The organism is Solimonas soli DSM 21787 (assembly GCF_000474945.1).
Taxonomy (GTDB): domain Bacteria; phylum Pseudomonadota; class Gammaproteobacteria; order Nevskiales; family Nevskiaceae; genus Solimonas; species Solimonas soli.
The window spans coordinates 46,473-63,679 of sequence record NZ_KI440836.1 but is presented as its reverse complement, the minus strand read 5'-3'; the positions used below and the strand labels follow the sequence as shown (position 1 = coordinate 63,679).

Annotated in this window: 17 protein-coding genes; 12 read left to right on the top strand and 5 right to left on the bottom strand. The window is 69.1% G+C overall.

Annotated features, from left to right (window positions below; genetic code table 11):
• Positions 1-45 precede the first annotated feature (45 nt).
• Positions 46-1,494, bottom strand: a complete 1,449-nt coding sequence (locus K344_RS0112380; RefSeq protein ID WP_051362188.1) for an aldehyde dehydrogenase family protein — start codon at positions 1,492-1,494, stop codon at positions 46-48.
• A 239-nt stretch (positions 1,495-1,733) separates the two neighbouring features.
• Here K344_RS0112380 and K344_RS21510 point away from each other — a divergent pair, with 239 nt between their 5' ends.
• Positions 1,734-3,134, top strand: a complete 1,401-nt coding sequence (locus K344_RS21510; RefSeq protein ID WP_043114446.1) for a WS/DGAT/MGAT family O-acyltransferase — start codon at positions 1,734-1,736, stop codon at positions 3,132-3,134.
• A gap of 260 nt (positions 3,135-3,394) precedes the next feature.
• Here K344_RS21510 and K344_RS0112370 read toward each other — a convergent pair whose 3' ends face one another.
• Both K344_RS0112370 and K344_RS0112365 read right to left on the bottom strand, forming a co-directional pair.
• Positions 3,395-4,408 carry a ParM/StbA family protein gene (locus K344_RS0112370; protein WP_028080927.1) on the bottom strand — a complete coding sequence of 338 codons (1,014 nt, stop codon included), beginning with the start codon at positions 4,406-4,408 and terminating at the stop codon, positions 3,395-3,397.
• A gap of 82 nt (positions 4,409-4,490) precedes the next feature.
• Positions 4,491-4,883: a VOC family protein gene (locus K344_RS0112365; RefSeq protein WP_028080926.1), complete on the bottom strand. Its 393-nt coding sequence runs from the start codon at positions 4,881-4,883 to the stop codon at positions 4,491-4,493.
• Positions 4,884-5,004: 121 nt separating this feature from the next.
• Here K344_RS0112365 and dapF point away from each other — a divergent pair, with 121 nt between their 5' ends.
• From dapF to K344_RS0112330, 8 genes are all read left to right on the top strand, one after another.
• Positions 5,005-5,859 carry a diaminopimelate epimerase gene (gene dapF / locus K344_RS0112360; RefSeq protein ID WP_028080925.1) on the top strand — a complete coding sequence of 285 codons (855 nt, stop codon included), beginning with the start codon at positions 5,005-5,007 and terminating at the stop codon, positions 5,857-5,859.
• Positions 5,847-6,548 carry a DUF484 family protein gene (locus K344_RS0112355; RefSeq protein WP_028080924.1) on the top strand — a complete coding sequence of 234 codons (702 nt, stop codon included), beginning with the start codon at positions 5,847-5,849 and terminating at the stop codon, positions 6,546-6,548. The genes dapF and K344_RS0112355 overlap by 13 nt, the downstream gene beginning before the upstream one ends.
• Positions 6,545-7,492: a tyrosine recombinase XerC gene (locus tag K344_RS0112350; RefSeq protein WP_028080923.1), complete on the top strand. Its 948-nt coding sequence runs from the start codon at positions 6,545-6,547 to the stop codon at positions 7,490-7,492. The genes K344_RS0112355 and K344_RS0112350 overlap by 4 nt, the downstream gene beginning before the upstream one ends.
• An 18-nt stretch (positions 7,493-7,510) precedes the next feature.
• Complete coding sequence (locus tag K344_RS24070; protein WP_157622907.1) at positions 7,511-7,702, top strand: hypothetical protein; 192 nt, start codon at positions 7,511-7,513, stop codon at positions 7,700-7,702.
• On the top strand, positions 7,699-8,040 hold the full coding sequence (locus tag K344_RS0112345) for a hypothetical protein (protein WP_028080922.1): 342 nt from the start codon (positions 7,699-7,701) through the stop codon (positions 8,038-8,040). Before K344_RS24070 ends, K344_RS0112345 begins: the two co-directional genes overlap by 4 nt.
• Before the next feature lie 164 nt (positions 8,041-8,204).
• Positions 8,205-8,747, top strand: coding sequence for an ATP-dependent protease subunit HslV (hslV, locus tag K344_RS0112340; protein ID WP_028080921.1), 543 nt, complete (start codon positions 8,205-8,207; stop codon positions 8,745-8,747).
• A 64-nt stretch (positions 8,748-8,811) separates the two neighbouring features.
• Positions 8,812-10,146: an ATP-dependent protease ATPase subunit HslU gene (gene hslU, locus K344_RS0112335; protein ID WP_043114530.1), complete on the top strand. Its 1,335-nt coding sequence runs from the start codon at positions 8,812-8,814 to the stop codon at positions 10,144-10,146.
• A gap of 10 nt (positions 10,147-10,156) precedes the next feature.
• A complete protein-coding gene (locus tag K344_RS0112330) occupies positions 10,157-10,570 on the top strand; it encodes a gamma-butyrobetaine hydroxylase family protein (RefSeq protein ID WP_028080919.1) in 414 nt (137 codons plus the stop codon).
• 93 nt (positions 10,571-10,663) lie between these two features.
• Here the strand turns inward: K344_RS0112330 and K344_RS0112325 are convergent, their stop codons facing one another.
• On the bottom strand, positions 10,664-13,132 hold the full coding sequence (locus K344_RS0112325) for a PAS domain-containing protein (protein WP_169729297.1): 2,469 nt from the start codon (positions 13,130-13,132) through the stop codon (positions 10,664-10,666).
• 165 nt (positions 13,133-13,297) lie between these two features.
• Between K344_RS0112325 and ubiE the strand changes: the two genes are divergently transcribed.
• From ubiE to ubiB, 3 genes are read left to right on the top strand one after another with little or no spacing between them, the layout of a single operon-like run.
• Positions 13,298-14,080 (top strand): bifunctional demethylmenaquinone methyltransferase/2-methoxy-6-polyprenyl-1,4-benzoquinol methylase UbiE, encoded by a 783-nt coding sequence (ubiE, locus tag K344_RS0112320; protein WP_028080917.1) that lies wholly within the window; start codon positions 13,298-13,300, stop codon positions 14,078-14,080.
• A gap of 40 nt (positions 14,081-14,120) precedes the next feature.
• On the top strand, positions 14,121-14,753 hold the full coding sequence (locus tag K344_RS0112315; RefSeq protein WP_028080916.1) for a ubiquinone biosynthesis accessory factor UbiJ: 633 nt from the start codon (positions 14,121-14,123) through the stop codon (positions 14,751-14,753).
• The gene (gene ubiB / locus K344_RS0112310) at positions 14,750-16,360 is read left to right on the top strand and encodes a ubiquinone biosynthesis regulatory protein kinase UbiB (protein ID WP_043114445.1); all 1,611 of its coding nucleotides are present in this window, start codon (positions 14,750-14,752) and stop codon (positions 16,358-16,360) included. Before K344_RS0112315 ends, ubiB begins: the two co-directional genes overlap by 4 nt.
• Before the next feature lie 25 nt (positions 16,361-16,385).
• On the opposite strand, the gene K344_RS21505 is transcribed toward ubiB, so the two are convergent.
• Complete coding sequence (locus K344_RS21505; protein WP_084197378.1) at positions 16,386-17,195, bottom strand: divergent polysaccharide deacetylase family protein; 810 nt, start codon at positions 17,193-17,195, stop codon at positions 16,386-16,388.
• Between the last annotated feature and the right edge of the window lie 12 nt (positions 17,196-17,207).

Here is a 17,207-nt window from a genome sequence, read left to right as displayed (position 1 = left end):
GAAAAAGGCCGGCACGAGGCCGGCCCGGAATCACGTGGCGCGGGACTACTGCGTCTTCATCATCAGCTTGAGAATGGTCCGCGTGGTGCTGCTGTACGGCGGGTACAGCAGCGTGGCGATGTTGATGCGCGTGCGCACGACGGCGCGTTCGTGCGAGAAGGCCTTGAAGCCGAAGACGCCGTGCGCCGAGCCGATGCCGGAGTTGTTGACGCCGCCGAACGGCAGGTTGCCCTGCGCGTATTGCATGACGACGTGGTTGATGCAGGTGCCGCCGGCCGTTGTGCGCTTGAGCACGCGCTCGATGTTCGCCTCGTTCCTGCTCCAGATGTACAGGGCCAGCGGCTTGGGTGCGGCGTTGATCTCGGCGATGACGGCGTCGAGATCGCGATAGGCGATGACCGGCAGCAGCGGTCCGAAGATTTCCTCGCTCTGGATCCTGGCGTCGGCCGGGATGTTGTCGATCAGCGTCGGCGCGACGAAGCATTCGCTCTCGACCACGTCGCCGCCGAACAGCACGCGCGCGCCGCGCTGCCTGGCATCGGCGAGCAGGCCATTGAGGCGCTGCGTATGGCGCTGGTTGACGACGCGCGCGAGGTTCGGGCTCTGCTGCTGCGCCGTCGCCGTCTCGCCGTAACTGGCCTTGAGCACGGCGATGCACTCGGCGACGAAGGCGTCCTTCACCGATTCGTGCACGTAGATGTGGTCCGGCGCGATGCAGGTCTGGCCGTTGTTGGTGTACTTGCCCCACATGATCGTGCGCGCCGCGGCTTTCACGTCGGCGCTGGCGTCGACCACGGTCGGCGACTTGCCGCCGAGTTCCAGCGTCACCGAGGTCAGATGCCTGGCGGCGGCGGCCATCACCACCTTGCCGATCGCCGGCGAGCCGGTGAAGAAGATATGATCGAAGGGGAGGGCGAGCAACGCGGTCGAGACCGCGGCGTCGCCCTCGAAGATGGCGATCTCGTCGGCCGGGAACAGGTCGCGGACGATCTTCGTCATCAGCGCCGAGAGGTTCGGCGTCATCTCGGACGGCTTGAGGATCGCCGTGTTGCCGGCGGCGATCGCCGACACCAGCGGACCGAAGGTGAGATTCACCGGGTAGTTCCACGGCGAGATGATCAGGCAGCGGCCCTTGGGCTCGTACTGCATCCAGCTCTTGGTGCCGAAGGTCATGCGCGAGGGCCACACGCGCGCCGGCTTCATCCAGCGCTTCACGCTGCGCATGGCGTGCTTGGCCTCGGCGACCACCGGCAGGATCTCGGTCAGATCGACCTCGGCGGGCGGTTTCTTGAAGTCGGCATGGCCGGCCGCGTAGAAATCCTCGCGATGCGCGAGCACGGCGTCGAGCAGGCGCTGGATCTTGGCGATGCGCTCCTTGGCCGTGGACGTGCGCAGCCGCAGCGCGGTCGGCAGCTGGGCTTCGAAGGCGCGCGTGATGTCGGCGTTGGCAGCGGCGCCCGCCGCGCCGGGCAGATAGGAAACGACGGTATTCATGGCTGCGCTCTCCTGCGCTCGCGAACGAGAAAACGAGATAATCATGGGGCGAATTGAACGCCCGTTTGGTTGGCGAGTATAGGCCGGCCCCGCGAGCCCGGCGACTGGCTGCGGCGGCCGCGGCGCTTGGCCGCGGCGCCATGCGGCGGCGAGCGCCGAACACTGTCGGGCCGCTGTCGACGCCCCTACACTGCGCCGCATAAGCACAAGCCCATCCGGGCACCGCTGGCGGGGGAACGATGAAGCTGCTCAAACCACTCGACGCCGCGTGGCTGTACGTCGACACGCGCGAAACGCCGATGCAGGTCGGCTGCCTGGCGATCTTCTCGCTGCCGCCGAAGGCCGGTCCGCAGTTCCTCAAGAAACAGGTCGAGAAGTTCCGCGCGACGCGCGATTTCGCCTATCCGTTCAACCTGCGCCTCGCCGCGTCGCGCCTGCGCTTCGCGCTGCCGGCCTGGGAAGAGGATCGGCAGATCGATCTCGAATATCACTTCCGTCATTCGGCGCTGCCGGCGCCGGGCGGCGAGCGCGAGCTCGGCGTGCTGATCTCGCGCCTGCATTCGAACGCGATGGACTTCAGCCGGCCGCTGTGGGAATGCCATCTGATCGAGGGCCTCGAGAACCGTCGCTTCGCGCTGTACGTGAAGATGCATCACTCGCTGGTCGACGGCATCGGCGGCATGCGCATGCTGGCGCGCATGCTGTCGCCGGACCCCCACGCGCGCGATCTGCAGCCGCCCTGGGCGGTCGGCGCCGGCAGCGGCGGCCGCGCGAAGAAGCGCGACATGCCGGTGGCGACGCCGCTGCAGGGCGTGGTGCGGGGCGTGCGCACGCAGCTCCGGACCGTGCCGGGCGTGAGCCGCGCCTTCGGTGAACTGGTGCGCGAGGCCGTGCGGCACGAGGACAAGGACTGGGCGCTGCCTTTCAGCGGCCCGCGTTCGGCGCTCAACGGCAAGGTCTCCGGGCAGCGCCGCTTCGCCACGCAGCACTATTCGCTGGAGCGCGTGCGGCGCATCGCCAAGGCCGCCGAGGTCACCGTCAACGACGTGTTCCTGGAGCTTTGCGCCGGCGCCATCCGCCGCTACCTGCTGGAGATCCACGCGCTGCCGGACAAGCCGCTGACCGCCGGCGTGCCGGTCTCCGTGCGCCCGGCCGACGACGAGCACGCCGGCAATGCCATCAGCTTCATCATCGCCAAGCTCAACACCCATATCGCCGATCCGCTCGAACGCGTCCGCGCCATCCACGACTCGGCGCAGCACGCCAAGCAGCATCTGCAGCAGCTGCACAAGGCCGACATCGACAACTACACCGCGCTGTTCATGGCGCCGTTCATGGCGCAGCTGCTGTCCGGTCTCGGCGGGCACATCCGGCCGATGTTCAATCTCACCGTATCCAACGTGCCCGGCCCGGACCGTCCGCTGTATCTCAACGGCGCGAAGATGGAGCAGATGTACCCGGTCTCGCTGCTCGCGCACGGCCAGGCCCTGAACATCACCGCGGTCAGCTACGCCGGCCAGTTCAATGTCGGCTTCACCGGCTGCCGCGACACGCTGCCGAGCATGCAGCGCCTGTCGGTGTACGCCGGCGAGGCGCTGGATGAGCTGGAGGCGGCGCTGGGGCTGGAGAACGGCGGGTAGGGCAGGCTCGTGAAAGCGGCGCCGTGATTCGAGAGAAGTGCGGCCGTCCGTGGCGAGGCGGCGTCACATGATGGGGCCCCGGTCCGGCCATTCTTGGCCGGGCGGCGGAAACCGCGCGTGAAGTCCACCGGACTTCACGCGGGCGTTTCCTGATGAGAGTGTGGAATGCCGTCCTTGGCGCGACGGCATCGATTGATTGAACTCCGGGGCGGCCATCCCTGGCCGCCCGGCTTGAGCGAAAACGCCTTTGGCGTTTTCGCTCAAGCCCCCCACAGATGCATGCCGTACTTCCAGTAGCCCTGCACATTGTTGAGCCGAGCGTCCTGCTCGGCCGGCATCGGCAGCACTTCGCCTTCGAGCAGCGGCTGCAGGTAGGGCGCCAGCGTCGCGCCGCCGCCGCCGGTAATGACGATGGCATCGATGTCCCAGTCGTCGGCCCACAGGCGGTTCACTTCCTGGGCGATGCGGCCGGCGAGCTGGGTGAACGCAGCTTTGACGATGGCCGACAGGTCGTAGCTCTTGCCCTTGATCTTGATCGAGCCCTTGCTGACGCCGTCGTAGAGGCGGTACAGCTCGATGCTGACGCCGCTTTTCTCGTGCAGGACGTTGGCGATCGCCTGGTAGGCCGACGAGATGCCGGCGTCCGAACTCTGCGAGCCGCGTTCCGAATAGCGCGTCTTGTCGCTGATGGTGTAGTCGGCGGTGCGGAAGCCGATGTCGATGATGCCGATCTTCTCGGACACGAAGCGCTGGCTCGCCGCCTTGCCGATGTCGTTGAGCATCAGGTTGAACATCGAGCCGAAGGGCTGCGGCACGACGCGCACGCGCTCGATGTAGATCATCTTCTCCTCGCGCTCGCTGCTGCCCGGCTTGACCACGGTGATGCTGTGGCGGCTCTGCAGCAGGGCGGTCAGCGCCTCGCGGTGCTTGCGGAAGAAGCTGATCGGCAGGCCGGTGACGAGCCGCACCGGATCGCCGCTGTCGACGAAGGGCGCCAGCGCGGCGAGCGCCAGGGTCTTGGCGTACTGCGCGAGGAACTGGCTCTGGTCGAGCGTGAAGCCGCGGCCACGCGACTGCGTCTCGGCGAGTTCGCCGACGAAGAAGCCCTGGCCGCCGAGCAGGATGTGGCGCGGGAAGGCCGGCTGGCCCGGCAGCAGGCTCTCGCCGAACTGCACCTCCGCGGCCTCGCCGACCACCGACTTGAAGATCTGGAACTGGCGGCCGTCGGTCGCCTTGGTGTAGCCGAAGCCGATATCCGCGCCGAGAACCTTCACGAGCCGCTCCCTGTATGCTTTTCACGTCATGATCCGCGAGTTTCTAGCATGCGGATTTTCAAAAGACAAAGCGCCGGCGCGGTCAATCCCCTGAGGTCCGGGCGGCGCCCGGCCGGTGCTCGACGAAGTTGAGCACGGTGCCGGCCGGATCGATCAGGGCGAACGACTGCTCGCCGTTGGCGAATTCGCGCATCGGGCCGAGCGGCGTCAGGCCGCGCGCGATGAGCGTGTCGTAGTCGCGCCGCACGTCCTCGGTTTCGACGACGATGCACAGGCCGCGCGTCGTCGAGGTGTGCTGGAAAACCGGCAGGCGCGATTCCTGGTGCGGCTTGAGAAAGCCGATCTCCCAGCCGCGAAAGCTGATGTGCGCGTACCAGTCGGCGCGAAACACGATGCGCGCGTCGAAGGCCTGGCGGTAGAACTCGCAGCAGGCGCGGATCTCCGGCGTGGTGACGACGGCGTAGACGTTTCTCATGCCGCGCCCGCGCCGTGCCGCGTGTGACGCCCGCCGGCGCCGCGCCGATCGTTCCCGCCCATCCCCGCCCCTTTTCGCTCGCTCCGGTCCCGCGCGTCGCGCGGGCCGATACAATACACGGATGAAGCTTCCGTTCACCAAGATGCATGGCGCCGGCAACGACTTCGTCGTCATCGACGCGACGCGCGTGCCGTTCCGCGCCGAGCCGGCGCTGCTGCGGCGCCTCACCGATCGCCGCTTCGGCGTCGGCTGCGACCAGGTGCTGGTCATCGAGTCGCCGTCGACCAGCGACGTCGACTTCGACTACCGCATCTTCAATGCCGACGGCAGCGAAGTCGGGCAGTGCGGCAACGGCTCGCGGGCGCTGGCGCGCTTCGTGCGCGAGCACGGCCTGTCGCCGAAGAGCGCGATCCGCGTGCGCACGCAGACCAGCGTGCTCGAGCTGCGCCACGTCGAGGGCAACCACTACCGCGTCGACATGGGCGTGCCGCGCTTCGCGCCGCGCGACATTCCGCTCGCCGCCGCGGCGCGCGCCGATCGCTACACCTTGTATCTTGACGGGCTGACGCTCGACGGCGGCGAAAGCGTCGAGATCGGCGCCGTCAACATAGGCAATCCGCATGCGGTGCTGAGGGTCGCCGACGTCGACCACGCGCCGGTCGGCGAGCTGGGGCCGCGCATCCAGCGCCACGGCGCCTTTCCGCAAGGCGTCAACGTCGGCTTCCTGCAGGTCGTCGACCGCGGCTATGTGCGCCTGCGCGTCTACGAGCGCGGTGCCGGCGAGACCCTGGCCTGCGGCAGCGGCGCCTGCGCCGCCGTCGTCATCGGCCGCGTCTGGGGCCTGCTCGACGCGTCCGTCGAGGTGCAGGTGCGCGGCGGCCGGCTTACGATCGAGTGGCAGGGAGAAGGGCAGCCGGTGCTGATGACCGGCCCCGCCGAAACCGTTTTCGAGGGGGAACTCGAATGGCCGAGCTGAACGCGCAGGGCAAGGACGCTGCGGTGCCGAAGCTCAACGAACGCGAGATCGTCGCCTATCTGAAGGCGAACCCGGACCTCCTCGCCCGCCATCCGGATCTGCTCGAAAGCATCGAACTGCGCCACAGCAGCGGATCGGCGGTGTCGCTGATCGAGCGCCAGGTCGAACTGCTGCGCGCCAAGAACCAGCGCCTCGAGGATCGCCTGGAACGGCTGCTCGAAGCGGCGCGCGACAACGAGCGCCGCCAGGAGAACGTGCATCGCCTGGCGCGCACGCTGATCCGCGCGCCGTCGCTGGCCGCGGTCGCCGCCGGCCTCGGCAAGTGCATGCGCGAGGATTTCGACATCGACGCCGCGCTGATCGGCATCGGCGCCTCGCACTACAAGCGCCACGACATCGAGGGCATCGTGCCGATCGAGGCCGACGGGCGCCTGACGCGCGAGCTCGAGAACTTTTTCCGCACGCGGCTGATCGAGTGCGGCCCGGTCGGGGCCGAGCGTGCGCGGCTGCTGTTCCCCAAGGCCGACGACATCCGCTCGGCGGCGATCGTGCCGCTCGAGAAGGAGAAGAGCCTCGGCTTCGTCGCGCTCGGATCGCGCGACCCCGAGCGTTTCACGCCGCGCCAGGGCAAGCTGTTCCTCGAACTGACGGCCGAGCTGGTCGCGGCCGCGGTGCGCGCCCGCACGTGAAGGCGGACGCCACGGCTGCGCAGGCGGCGCCGGCTCCGGCCTTCTTCGCGACGCTCGCCGCCGGCTATCTGCGCTACCTGCGCAACGAGAAGCGCTACTCGCCGCACACGGTCGCGGCCGCCGGGCGCGATCTGCGGAACTTCGCCGCCTACTGCGGCAGCGCGCGCGTCGCGCGCATCGAGCAGATCGACGTGCACCTCGTGCGCGCCTGGCTCGGCGCCCAGCGCCGCGCCGGCCGCGAGCCGGCGACGCTGCACCGCTACCTGTCGAGCCTGCGCGGCTGGTTCCGCTATCTGATCCGCGAGCGGCACGTCGATGCCAATCCGGCGCAGCTGGTGCGTGCGCCGAAGCGGCAACGCAAGCTGCCGGCGACGCTCGACGCGGAAACGCTGGCCGGCGCGCTCGATCGCGACGCCGGCGACGCGCCCTTCGAAATCCAGGATCGCGCCATCATCGAGCTGTTCTATTCCGCCGGACTGCGCCTCGCCGAACTGCACGCGCTCGACGTCGCCGACCTCGCCCACGGCCAGCGTGAGTTGACCGTGCTCGGCAAGGGCAACAAGCAGCGCATGGCCCTGCTCGGCGGCAAGGCGCGCGCTGCGCTCGATGCCTGGCTGCGTCATCGCGACGCCCACGCGGCGCCCGGCGAAGGCGCGCTGTTCGTGTCGACGCGCGGCCTGCGCATGTCGCGCGCGACGATCGCCGGCCGCCTGCGCCGCTGGGCGCAGCGCAACGCGCTCGGCGTGCATCTGCATCCGCACCGCCTGCGGCATTCCTTCGCCACCCACATGCTGGAGAACAGCGGCGATCTGCGTGCCGTGCAGGAGATGCTGGGCCACGCGCATCTGTCGACGACGCAGATCTACACGCATCTCGACTGGAAGCACCTCGCCAAGGTCTACGACGATGCCCACCCGCGGGCACGTCGCAAGAAAGGTTCGTGACGCCCTGGCGGATGCTTCATGACGGCGCGCTGCCGCGGCCCTGAATCGGCCCTGAATGAGGCCGTCACTGCGTCTGAACGGGCTCTGAACGCGCTTGTTCGAGCGGAAAAAGCCGGTATCATGCCGATCCTTGTCGGAGCGTATGCAGAAGACTTCGCCAAGCAGAATCCACTCAAAGACTTGTTCATTACCCGGGAGTTGAAATCATGACGCGCAATGTTCTCATCGCGATGGGCCTCGCCGCCGCCCTCGCTCTCGCTGCCTGTGGCAAGAAGGAAGAGGCCCCGGCTGAAGCGCCGGCCGCCGCCGCGCCGGCTCCGGAAGCCGGCGCCCCGGCCGCCGAGCAGCAGGCCGCCGATGCCGCCGCTGCCGCCCAGTCGTGCACGCAGGACTGCGGCAACGGTGTGACCGCGACGATCCAGTGCGCCGCCGGCGAAACCGCCACCTGCGATTGCGCCGCCGAGCCGAAGGCCAAGTGCACGCCGGCCGCCGCCGACGCCACCGCGCCGGCCGCTGCCAGCTCGACCGCTCCGGCCGAGTCGCACTGAGCCAGCCGCACGCTTCAAGGTCGTACAAAAGGGCGCCGCGAGGCGCCCTTTCTTTTTGGTTGCGCGTCTTGCGCGTCCGCCCGCGCCGGAGCTGCGCGGCTTGAAAGCCCCGCCGCGCGCCCCCACCATCGGGCCATTGCGCACCCCCTTTCCCCGGATCCCACATGCAACAGTTCGATGGCACCACCATCCTCAGCGTCCGTCGCAACGGGCAGGTCGCGCTCGGCGGCGACGGCCAGGTGTCGATGGGCAACACGCGCGTCAAGGGCAATGCCCGCAAGGTGCGCCGTCTCTACAACGGCGGCGTGCTCGCCGGTTTCGCCGGCGGCACCGCCGACGCGTTCACGCTGTTCGAGCGTTTCGAAGGCAAGCTCGAAAAGCACGGCGGCCAGCTGGTGCGCGCCGCCGTCGACATGGCCAAGGACTGGCGCACCGATCGCTATCTGCGCCGTCTCGAGGCGCTGCTGATCGTCGCTGACCGGGAGGCGACGCTGATGATCTCCGGCAACGGCGACGTCATGGAGCCCGAGCCGCACGGCGTGCTGGCGATCGGCTCCGGCGGCAGCTTCGCGACCGCCGCGGCGCGCGCGCTGGTCGAGAACACCGAGCTTCCGGCACGCGAGATCGTCGAGAAGGGTCTGCACATCGCCGCCGACATCTGCATCTACACCAATCACAATCTGACGATCGAAACGCTCGACGCCTGAGCGCGATCGTCGGCACGAGTACGACATGAACGACATTTCCGCTTCCCCGCAGGCGCCGGCCTCGATGCCGATGACGCCGCGCGAGATCGTCCAGGAGCTGGACCGCCACATCGTCGGCCAGGGCAAGGCCAAGCGCGCCGTCGCCATCGCCCTGCGCAACCGCTGGCGCCGCGGGCAGATCCAGGGCCCGATGCGCGCCGAGATCCATCCGAAGAACATCCTGATGATCGGCCCGACCGGCGTCGGCAAGACCGAGATCGCGCGCCGCCTCGCCAAGCTCGCCAACGCGCCGTTCGTCAAGGTCGAGGCGACCAAGTTCACCGAAGTCGGCTACGTCGGCAAGGACGTCGAGACCATCGTCCGCGATCTCGTCGACACCGCCGTCAAGATGACGCGCGAGCAGGCGATGAAGAAGCAGCGCGATCGCGCCGAAGCCGCCGCCGAGGAGCGCATCCTCGACGTGCTGCTGCCGCCGCCGAAGGATTTCGGCGAAGCGAGCAGCACGCGCCAGAGCGAGAACACGGCGGCGCGCCAGGTGTTCCGCAAGCAGCTGCGCGAGGGCAAGCTGGACGACAAGGAGATCGAGCTGAAGCTCGCGGCGCCGCTGCCGAACGTGCAGCTGATGGGCCCGCCGGGCATGGAAGAGATGACGCAGCAGCTGCAGGGCATGTTCGCCAATCTCGGCCAGAACCCGGGCAAGGCGCGCAAGCTGAAGATCAAGGAAGCATTCAAGCTGCTGATCGACGAGGAAGCGGCCAAGCTGGTCGACGAGGAAGCGATCAAGACCGAGGCGATCCGCAACGCCGAGGAGAACGGCATCGTCTTCATCGACGAGATCGACAAGATCTGCAAGCGCGGCGAGTACTCCGGCGGCAGCGATGTTTCGCGCGAAGGCGTGCAGCGCGACCTGCTGCCCCTGATCGAAGGCTGCACGGTCAACACCAAGTACGGCTCGGTGAAGACCGATCATGTGCTGTTCATCGCCTCGGGCGCCTTCCATCTCGCCAAGCCTTCCGATCTGGTGCCGGAGCTGCAGGGCCGCCTGCCGATCCGCGTCGAGCTCGATGCGCTGAAGTCGGACGATTTCCTGCGCATCCTCACCGAGCCGAACTACGCGCTCACCGAGCAGTACAAGGCGCTGATGAAGACCGAGGGTGTCAGCGTGCAGTTCGACGACGCCGGCCTGAAGCGCATCGCCGAGATCGCCTGGCAGGTCAACGAGAGTACCGAGAACATTGGCGCGCGTCGCCTGCACACGGTGATGGAGCGCCTGATGGAGGACATCGCCTATGACGCGCCGGACAAGGCCGGCACCGAGCTGACGATCGACGCGGCGTTCGTCGACGAGAAGCTCGGCAAGCTGGCCAGCAACGAAGACCTCAGCCGCTACATCCTCTGAAGCGCCGCTCGTGCAGACGCCGGCGCCGACGCTGATCAGGCTGCACCGCAAGACGCGCGTGCTCGAACTCGGCTGGGCGGACGGCCGCGCCGCCCGGCTGTCCTGCGAATATCTGCGCGTGTTCTCGCCGAGCGCGGAACTGCGCGGGCACGGCCTGCCGGAGCCGATGCTGGTCGGCGGCAAGCGCGAGGTGAACATCAGCCGCATCGAGCCGGTCGGTGCGTATGCCGTGCGCCTGGTCTTCGACGACGGGCACGACAGCGGGCTGTATTCCTGGGACGTGCTCGACGAGCTGGTGCGCGATCAGGAGAAGAACTGGGCGCGCTATCTGCAGCGGCTCGCCGAAGTCGGCATGTCGCGCGATCGCGACGTGATGAAGCTGGCGGCCCTGGTCGGGCAGTACACGCCGGCGAAGAAGGGCTGAGCCGCGGGTTTGCGGCCGGCTTTCCTGTGAAGCGGGCGCAGGCGGCGGAGTCAAGGAGGCGGACCGCCACGGCGCGCCGGGCGCCGCGCGGCCTCAGCGCAGCAGCTCGTCGAGCGCCGTGGTCGTGTGGTACAGGTGCCCCTGCGCGAAGTCGACGCCGAGCCGGCGCAGCGCGGCGAGCGTCGCTTCATCCTCGACGCCCTCGGCGACGACTTCCAGATCGAGCACGTCGCTGATGCGGCAGATCGACTCGACGATGGTCTGGTTGACGCGATCCTCGGTCAGGCGCTGCGTGTACATCTGATCGATCTTCAGGCCGTCGACCGTCATCTGCCGCAGGTAGTCGAACGACGTGAAGCCGCTGCCGAAGTCGTCGAGCATCACGCGGCAGCCGGCTTCACGCAGGCGCGCGACGAGTCGCCGGGCGGCCGCGAAGCCGCGCAGCGCGGTGCCTTCGGTGATCTCGAAGCGCAGGGCGCGCGGCGGCACCGCGTGGCGGTCCAGCGCGCCCAGGAGGAATTCGCCGAAGGCGGTGTCCGACACGCTGGAGCCGCTCAGATTGATCGACACCGTGTCGAACGGCAGGCGGCCATGCCTCTCGAGGCCGGCCGTCAGGCGGCGCAGCGTCTGCTCCACCACCCAGCGATCGACGCGGCCGGCCAGGCCGTAGCGTTCGGCGGCCTGCAGGAAGGCGCTCGGCCGCTGCAGCTCGCCGTCGTCGCCGCGCACGCGCAGGAGCACCTCGTAGTTCGTCAGCGCCGGATCGTGAAGCGAGACGATGCGCTGGCCGTGCAGCTCGACGCCGCCGTTCTCGAGCGCCTGCTCGATGCGCGACGCCCAGTCGATGTCGAGGAAGGCCTGACGCACCAGATCCTCGCCGTGGTTATAGAGCTGGATGCGGTGGCCGCCCTGGCGCTTGGCGATATAGCAGGCGGTGTCGGCTTCGGCGAGTGCGGTATTGGCGTCGCGCGTGCCGGCGTCGAGCGCGCAGATGCCGATGCTCGCGGCGATCTTGTAGGCGCGGCCTTCGTGCTCGAAGCGGAAGGCCTCGATCGCGTGCAGCAGGTCCTCGGCGATGCGTCGCGCGCCGGCCGGCGTCGAGCGCGGCAGCAGCACGGCGAATTCGTCGCCGCCGGTGCGCGCCAGCACCGCCTCGTGCGGCAGCACGCCGCGCAGGCGCGGCGCCAGCTCGCAGACCAGGCGGTCGCCGGCCGTATGGCCGGCGGTTTCGTTGATCAGCTTGAAGTGGTCGAGATCGAGATACAGCAGCGTGTGCGTGTCGCTGCCCAGCTTCGAGATGCTGATCCAGTGCGCCAGCTCGGCCTCGAACTCGCGGCGGTTCGGCAGATCGGTGAGCGCATCGTGGCTGGCCTGATAGATCAGCTGCTCGGACAGCCGCCGCGTGTGCGACACGTCGTGCAGCACGCAGATGCCGCTGAGCGCGGCGCCGTCGTGACCGCGCAGCGGCGCGAGCGAGACCTCGACCGGAAAGATCTCGCCGCGCCGGTTGTGCAACTGCACGAGCGGCGGCCAGCTGGCGCCTTCCTGCAGCGGCTTGCCGAGCGGCGCGCCACGGTCGCCGGTGAGCGTCACGACGTCGGCGAAGGCGGCGCCGATCAGCATGTCGCCCTGTTCGTAGCCGAGCAGCTGCGCGGCGGCGTCGTTGCAGAAGCGGATGCGTTCGTCGCAATCGATGCGCAGCACGCCGTCGGTGATGGCGCCGAGCATGCACCGCGCCAGTTCCTGCTCGTCGCGCAGGGCGTGCTCGTAGTGCAGTCGTTCGCGCGTGTCCTGCGCCTGCGCGATCAGGTATTGCGGCTCGCCGCCGGCGTCGCGGACCACCGAGACGTCAACCTGCGCCGGAATCACGCTGCCATCCTTGGCGATGTAGCGCTTGTGGCGGCGGACCTGGCGCACGCGGCCTTCGAGCAGCGCCTGCAGGATAAGGCGATCGTCGTCGACATCGTCAGGATGCGTCAGCTCGAGGAAGCGCCGCTGCAGCAGCTCCGCCTCGCTGTAGCCGAGCAGATCGCACAGCGCGCGATTGACGTCGAGCCAGCGGCCCTGCGGCGACTGCAGGGACATGCCGATCGGCGCGTCCTCGAAGATGCGGCGGAACACCGTGTCGCCGTCGCGCAGGGCGAGCTCGGCGGTTTTCTGATGATCGATGTCGATCTGCGTGCCGAGCATGCGCAGCGGCCGGCCGCTCTCGTCGCGCGCCACGACGCGGCCGCGCGTCGACACCCAGCGGTAGGGGCCTTCGGCGCCGCGCACGCGGTATTCGCTGTAGTAGTGATCGCGCTCGCCGCGCAGATGCGCATCGAGCTCGGCCTGCACGCGCGCGCGGTCGTCCGGATGCAGCCGGGCGGCCCAGTCGTCGAGCTCGATGACGTGCGGCTCGCGCTCGCCGTAGCCGAGCGCGGCGAGGAACCCGCGCGAGCGCCAGATGCGGTTGCGGCGCAGATCCCAGTCCCACAAGCCCTGCCCGTGGCTGTCGAGCGCTTCGCTCCAAGGGGAGGCTGGCGTGGGCGCGTCGGCGACCGATGTGGGGCTCGGATTCAAGGGATTGGCTCGATACCGGCGGAACTTAGCGTGAATTGGCAGCGCCTGTGTAGTGGGGGCGACGGGCGGCGCGACACCGGCGACCGGCGTTGCGGCAATGCAGCATGCGGCCCGCGCCGCGCGACAACGGTCGCTACAATGTCGCTCCGACTCCGCGCATCCGACATGGCCAGCGACGACAAACGCGATCCCGCCACCGGCGGCACGTCCCGTACGACAGATTTCGGTTACGAACAGGTGCCGCTCGGCGAGAAGCGCCGCCGCGTCGCCGGCGTGTTCACCTCCGTCGCACACAAGTACGACCTGATGAACGACCTGATGTCGATGGGTATCCATCGCGTCTGGAAACGCTTCACCATCGATCTGGCCGGCGTGCGTCCCGGCGAAAAAGTGCTCGACGTCGCCGGCGGCACCGGCGACCTGACGCGAGAATTCGCCAAGGCCGCCGGCCCCAGGGGCCTCGTCATCCTCTCCGACATCAACGCGGCGATGCTCGGCGAGGGCGTGAAGCGTCTCGTCGATCACGGCCTCGTCAACGTGCCGGCGGTGCAGGCCAATGCCGAGTGCCTGCCGTTCGAGGACGGCACGTTCGATTGCATCACGATCGGCTTTGGCCTGCGCAACGTCACCGACAAGGACGCCGCCCTGCGCTCGATGACGCGCTGTCTGAAGCCGGGCGGCCGCCTGCTGGTGATGGAATTCTCCAAGCCGCTGAACCCGCTGCTCGGCAAGGCCTACGACCAGTACTCGTTCAAGCTGCTGCCGCTGATGGGCCGCGTGGTCGCGCGCGACGCGGATTCCTACCGCTATCTCGCCGAATCGATCCGCATGCATCCCGACCAGCAGACGCTGAAGGGCATGATGGAGAACGCCGGCCTGGCGCGCGTGCAGGTCTACAACCTGTCCGGCGGCATCGTTGCCGTGCATCGCGGCTTCCGTCTCGAATGAGCGCAAGGCGAGGCGGCCTGCGGCTCGCAGGGATGCGCGCATGAGTGCGCCGGCGATGCTCAATGCGGCGCTCGAGGTCGCGCTGAACCGCTATCTCGCGCTCGAGCCCGAGGTCTTGCGCGAATGCGCGGCGCTGAGCGGTCGCTGCGTGGCGCTCGCCGTCGAGGCGCCGGCCTGGACCTTCGCGCTCGAATTCCACGCCGGCGGAGTGCGCGTGCTCGAGCCCGGCACGCTGCAGCCGGACGTGACGGTGCGCGGCGGACTGACCACGCTGATGCGCCTGGCCTGGACCGTCAGCCGCAAGGACGGCGCCGCGGCCGGCGCCATCCCGCAGGGCCTGAGCGTCGACGGCGACGTCGAGCTGCTGCGCCGCTTCAACGGCCTGCTCGCGCGTGTCGGCTTCGATCCCGAGGAATTCGCCGCGCGCTTCGTCGGCGACGCCGCCGCGCATCGCCTCAACCAGGGCCTGCAGACGCTGTTCGGCTGGGGCCGGCGCAGCGTCGACACGCTGGCCCTCGATACCGCCGAATTCCTGCGCGAGGAAACCAGGGACCTGGCGCGCGCCGACGACGTCGCCGCCTGGGGCGAGGCCGTCGAGACCCTGCGCGACGGCGTGGAGCGCCTCGAAGCGCGCCTGCGTCGCCTCGAAGCGCAGGCAGAGCCGGGCGCATGATCGAGCTGCTGTCGTTCAGCCGCGTGCGTCGCATCTGGCAGATCCGCCGCGTCGCCAGCCGCTACGGTCTGTACGAGTTCGCCGGGCGTAAACCGAACAAGGACCCGCGTCCGCGCGGCGAGCGCCTGCGTCTGGCGCTCGAGGAACTCGGTCCGGTCTTCATCAAGTTCGGCCAGGCCCTCTCGACGCGCCCCGACATCGTGCCGGCCGACATCGCCGCCGACCTCGCCCGGCTGCAGGACCGCGTGCCGCCGTTCCCCGGCCGCGAGGCGCGCGCGATCATCGAATCGGAACTGGGCAAGCCGCTCGATGCGGTGTTCGCCGAATTCGACGAGGTGCCGATGGCCTCGGCCTCGGTCGCGCAGGTGCACGCGGCGAAGCTGCGCGTCGAGGGCAGCGACGATACCTTCGACGTGGTCGTCAAGGTCCTGCGCCCCGGCATCGACGCCATCATGCGCAGCGACATCGAGCTGCTCCACACGCTGGCCGGGCTCGCCGAGAAATTCTCGCCGGAGCTGCGCCGGTTGCGGCCGCGCGAGGTCGTCGCCGAATACGAGAAGGTCCTGCTCGACGAGCTCGACCTGATGCGCGAAGGCGCCAACTGCGCGCAGCTGCGCCGCAACTGGCTCGGCTCGAATCTCATCTACCATCCGCTGGTGTTCTGGGATCACACGCGCACGCGCGTGCTGGTGATGGAGCGCATCTACGGCGTGTCGATCCGCGAGCTCGACCGGCTGCGCGAGATGAACGTCGATTTCCGCGTGCTGTCGGAGCGCGGCGTCGAGATCTTCTTCAAGCAGACCTTCGTCCACAACTTCTTCCACGCCGACATGCATCCGGGCAACATCTTCGTCGATGTGTCCGATCCGGCGCGGCCGAGCTATCTGGCCGTCGACTTCGGCATCGTCGGCACGCTGACGGCGTCCGACCAGCGCTATCTCGCCGAGAACTTCTACGCGTTCTTCAACCGCGACTATCGCCGGGTCGCCGAGCTGCACCTCGAATCCGAGTGGATTCCGAAAGGCACGCGGCTCGAGGATTTCGAAGGCGCGATCCGCACGATCTGCGAGCCGATCTTCCAGCGCCCGCTCAAGGACATTTCGTTCGGCTTCTTCCTGCTGCGCCTGTTCCAGGTCGCGCGGCGCTTCAACTACCAGGTGCAGCCGCAGCTGGTGCTGCTGCAGAAGACCTTGCTGCAGATCGAGGGCCTCGGCCGCCAGCTCAATCCCGAGCTCGATCTGTGGAAGACGGCGAAGCCGATCATGGAAGAGTGGATGCGCGCGCGCCTCGGCCCGGCGGCGACCTTCGAGAAGATGCGCGCGCAGGGCCCGTCGCTCGCCGAATCGCTGCCGGAACTCGCGCAGCACGCGCTGCGCCAGCTGCGCCGCGGCGAAAGCTTCGGCACCAGCCGCGCCGAGCTGGCGGCGCTGCGCGAGGAAATCCGCGCCGCCAACCGGCGCACCGTGCAGATGATCGCCGCGGTGGGCCTTGCCGCCGGCGCGGTCGCCGCGCATCAGTCCGGCACGGCGTCCTCCTCCGGCTGGCTGGCGGCGGCGCTCGCCGCGGCGGCGCTGTGGCTGGGCTGGCGGGCGCTGCGGCGCGCCTGAGGCGCCAACGCCGCGCGCCGCGCCGCTAGTGCTCGAGCGCCGTGTGCGGCGCGACGCTCAGTCGCGTCGACAGCTGCAGGCGCACCGGCATCAGGCCGGACCGCGGCTCGTAGCGCGCGATCAGCTGCGACGGCGGCAGCAGCACGATGCCGGCGGCAGCGAGCTGCGGCAGGCGTTCGTGCAGGACCTGCAGCGTCGACAGGTGGGGATGGCCGATCGCCAGCGCCGCGCCGTGCAGGCGGGCCTGGTGGAGCAGCTCGTCGAACGCCGCGTTGATCGCCGCCGGCGACGCGTCGTTGTCGAGGAACACGCGGCGCCGCGTCGACGGCACGCCATAGGCGCGCGCCAGCGGATAGGCCACGCTCTGCGCGGTCGTCATGCTGTCGACGAAATAGCCGATGCGCCGCAGCGCGAGCTCGCGCATCAGCCAGCGCATCGCGCCGCGATCGGCGGTCGCCAGGCTGCCCTGGTGATTGTTGACGCCGTCGACATAGGGCACCGCGTTGAGCAGGCGGTCGAGCGCGGCGTCACGGTCGCCGTCCGGCGCGCCGGTGGCCAGCGCCAGCGGATGCGCGCGGCCGGCGATCGGTTGCAGCGGCAGGTGCAGCAGCACTTCCTTGCCGGCGCGATGCGCCCGCGTGGCAAGGCTGCGCGTGTATGGCGAATCCGGCAGGAAGGCGCAGGCGACCGGCCCCGGCAGGGCCACCGCCGCCGCGCTTTCCGCGTAACGGTCGCCGAGATCGTCGATGACGATGCTGATCGCCGGTGGCGCTGCCTTCGCGGGCAGCGCCACCAGGATGACGAGGATGGCGAGCAGTCCCCCCCGACTGCGCATCGGCGATGCGCC

Coding starts and splice junctions, on each gene's coding strand:
- dapF (WP_028080925.1), top strand. CDS start 5,005: ATGAAGCTTCCGTTCACCAAGATGCATGGCGCCGGCAACGACTTCGTC.
- ubiB (WP_043114445.1), top strand. CDS start 14,750: ATGATCGAGCTGCTGTCGTTCAGCCGCGTGCGTCGCATCTGGCAGATC.
- hslV (WP_028080921.1), top strand. CDS start 8,205: ATGCAACAGTTCGATGGCACCACCATCCTCAGCGTCCGTCGCAACGGG.
- K344_RS24070 (WP_157622907.1), top strand. CDS start 7,511: ATGACGGCGCGCTGCCGCGGCCCTGAATCGGCCCTGAATGAGGCCGTC.
- K344_RS0112345 (WP_028080922.1), top strand. CDS start 7,699: ATGACGCGCAATGTTCTCATCGCGATGGGCCTCGCCGCCGCCCTCGCT.
- K344_RS0112315 (WP_028080916.1), top strand. CDS start 14,121: ATGAGTGCGCCGGCGATGCTCAATGCGGCGCTCGAGGTCGCGCTGAAC.
- ubiE (WP_028080917.1), top strand. CDS start 13,298: ATGGCCAGCGACGACAAACGCGATCCCGCCACCGGCGGCACGTCCCGT.
- K344_RS0112355 (WP_028080924.1), top strand. CDS start 5,847: ATGGCCGAGCTGAACGCGCAGGGCAAGGACGCTGCGGTGCCGAAGCTC.
- hslU (WP_043114530.1), top strand. CDS start 8,812: ATGCCGATGACGCCGCGCGAGATCGTCCAGGAGCTGGACCGCCACATC.
- K344_RS0112380 (WP_051362188.1), bottom strand. CDS start 1,494: ATGAATACCGTCGTTTCCTATCTGCCCGGCGCGGCGGGCGCCGCTGCC.
- K344_RS21505 (WP_084197378.1), bottom strand. CDS start 17,195: ATGCGCAGTCGGGGGGGACTGCTCGCCATCCTCGTCATCCTGGTGGCG.
- K344_RS0112365 (WP_028080926.1), bottom strand. CDS start 4,883: ATGAGAAACGTCTACGCCGTCGTCACCACGCCGGAGATCCGCGCCTGC.
- K344_RS21510 (WP_043114446.1), top strand. CDS start 1,734: ATGAAGCTGCTCAAACCACTCGACGCCGCGTGGCTGTACGTCGACACG.